The 2,844-nt window shown below is 44.1% G+C and carries 2 protein-coding genes; both read left to right on the top strand.

Translation table 11 applies throughout. From position 1 onward, the window contains the following. Window positions 1-510: 510 nt before the first annotated feature. On the top strand, window positions 511-1,104 hold the full coding sequence (locus tag V6C93_RS12815; protein WP_333477045.1) for a hypothetical protein: 594 nt from the start codon (window positions 511-513) through the stop codon (window positions 1,102-1,104). Window positions 1,105-1,212: 108 nt separating this feature from the next. Continuing rightward, window positions 1,213-2,793: a UvrD-helicase domain-containing protein gene (locus V6C93_RS12810; protein ID WP_333477044.1), complete on the top strand. Its 1,581-nt coding sequence runs from the start codon at window positions 1,213-1,215 to the stop codon at window positions 2,791-2,793. The last annotated feature ends 51 nt before the right edge of the window (window positions 2,794-2,844 follow it).

Here is a 2,844-nt window from a genome sequence, read left to right as displayed (position 1 = left end):
TAAAAGCTTATCCTGTTATAGCAATTCTCAATTGCGTGATGCTCCCATGACGATGTCTTCTGTCGAGAGGGAACGCTAACAGTAACTTCATGCAAACTTTATCATATCTTTAAATTTGTCGGGAACTAATAGCCTACTTTTACGTCCTACTCTCCTCGATTGATTTCGCGCAGCATTATCCTACAACGAGGGGATTCTTTGGCGTTTTAAGGACAGGTCTTAAGAGAAAAACTGGAATCATAGAGTTTATATTCCTCAGATAGTAGTAGGTTTGAACCCTTGAAGAGAAAACTACTTCTTTTGGATAAAATGCCAACGATTTTTATCCAGTCTTGAGATAGAGCCGTTCTGGGACTGAAAAGGAATAAATTAAATTTAAGAGTTCAACCAGTAATTGCCTCTCAATTCAAGAGTGAACAATGAATAGATTATTGTTTTAACTCTTCAGATTTTTGAGACAATGATTCCTCTTATCAGAACTCATTTTTACAATTTCTTTTGATAAGTCCTATGTCTAATCCAATCAGACGCGACCCCAATAGCAATCCAACTCCTTCTCAGGACGTTGCTTACCGGGAAGGTTACCGAACTGGTAGAGATTCTGAACGTCTTTACCAACAAGAAGCTTCTTCAGTTCGTGAGGAAAATAGTGCGGCTAGCGGTTTAATCATCGGTTTAGCGTTGGCTAGTCTTGCGGCTTTAGCTGGAGGTGCTATTTACTTTCTGAACGCTAGAAACGAGCCGGTTGAACAAACAGCTCCTACTACGCAAGTTGTGCCTGTACCTGTTCCCGATCGCAGCCAACCTCCTACTAGCAAAACACAGACTACTGTCATTGAAAGAACAATTGATAGAACTCAAAAGGCTGTTCCCGTTCCTCAACAACCTGCCACAAACTCTGACACCAAGGCACCGAATATTAATATCCAGGTTCCCTCTCCTCAGCAGCAGGGGCGTGAGAATCAAACGAATCCATCTCCAGTTCGATCTTCTCCTAATAAGGTTGAACCTCAACAGCAGGATAGTATGAATCAAGCTGCTCCATCCCCAGCTCAATCTCTTCCTAATCAGACTGAGCCGGAAAGTTCAAATAATAACCAGTAAGCGCGTTCTCAAAGTGCTTCTAGATGGAACATTGGTCATGAACGCGATCGCTATGGCTCTCTGCGATAAGGTGAATAAGACACCATCTCAATGAGTCTAGAGTGAATCGTGTCCAACGGGGAACTAATCGAACCAAAACCAGGGGATATGGTGCTGGGGACTCCCCACCGCTCAGATCGCTCCCATCCCACTGCTCATGTCCCCTCACCTCGTCCAGGAGACCTCGTGTTGGGGTTTACCCCCTCTACCTATCAAAAAGCCATCTTTGAATGGCTAGCAGAAGGTCAAGGTTCCTGTGTGGTGGAAGCTGTACCGGGTTCGGGTAAAACCACAACCCTAATTAAAGGTGCCAACTACATCCCCAAGTTTTTGCGATCGCGTTTTCTGGCCTTCAACAAGCACATCGCCCAACAACTCGACCAAAAGCTCCCACGACACATCAAATCCAGCACCATTCACTCTCTGGGATTATCCAGCATTTGTCGTCGCTACAGAGGACGACCCGAAATTAATCAACGCAAATATTCTTCTCTCGTCAGCGGTTATCTCAATCAGAGAAAAATATTTAACGCACTTGAGCGCCGACGATTAATTGACCTGGTCAAGTTTACCCAGCTTACCTTGACCAATCCTTATGACAGCTTAGCTTTAAAGCAGTTAGGCCATCACTATGGGATTAGAACTAGCGGAGATTGGGACTTTGTTCAAAAAGCCGTGTGTGATGTTTTAGAGTACGGGATATACATTGCTGGTGAGAGTATTTCTTACGAGGATATGGTCTGGCTGCCCAACGTCTTGAAACTAGAAGTTGGTGATTATGATTTTCTGTGTGTTGACGAAGCGCAAGACTTGAACAGAGCTCAGCTAGAACTCGTCTTGAAGACTCACGCCGAGGGAGCAAGAGGCATTTATGTAGGGGATAAACACCAAGCAATTATGGGGTTTAGCGCCTCAGACCACCGCAGCATTCAAAACATTATCGATCGCACTCACGCCATCAGTCTACCCTTGTCAATTTGCTACAGGTGTCCCACTAGCCACATCGAATTAGCCAATAAGATTTATCCCGTGATTGAACCTAGACCTGGAGCGCCCTTGGGCACGGTATCTGAGATTGGAATTGCAGAAATTCCTAAGCTAGTTAGAGGTGGAGATTTAATCATTTGTCGCTGCTTCTACCCCTTAATCCGAACCTACTTTGATTTACTCAGTGCAGGTATTCCTGCTTTGATTCGTAACCGGGATATTAGCGGTCAGCTGGTGAATTTGTTAGAGCAGGTAGTCGGGTTGGAGGAGAAGTCATACACTACTGATGAGTTTACGGCTGTACTGACCAATTGGTATGAGATTCAAAAAGCCGCTATGTTGGCTGATGGTGTGGAAGTAATGGTGATTGTGGGATTGCACGATCGGGTGCAAACCTTAAACGCTATTTATAAAGGCAGTCGTTGTACGAATACAGGCGAATTGCAAGAAGCGATCGCCAATCTATCTAAACAGACCAAAAATGCTGTCAACTTGACAACCATTCACGGAGCTAAGGGATTAGAAGCGCATCGAGTATTTCACGTTAGACCGAATTTAGTCCCTCATCCGAAAGCCGAGAAAGATTGGGAAAGAGAACAAGAAAGAAACTTAGATTTTGTTGCACTAACGCGATCTAAACACGATTTGTTTTTTGCGCGATAATAGAGTTCTGATACTTGGCTGTCTTTACAGAAGTTAGTGTTTTCTTCATTT

It is taken from the genome of Allocoleopsis sp. (genome assembly GCF_036703385.1).
GTDB lineage: Bacteria > Cyanobacteriota > Cyanobacteriia > Cyanobacteriales > Coleofasciculaceae > Allocoleopsis.
Note: the sequence above shows the minus strand (reverse complement) of the source record. Positions and strands in the feature narration are given on the sequence as shown.

Coding starts and splice junctions, on each gene's coding strand:
- V6C93_RS12815 (WP_333477045.1), top strand. CDS start 511: ATGTCTAATCCAATCAGACGCGACCCCAATAGCAATCCAACTCCTTCT.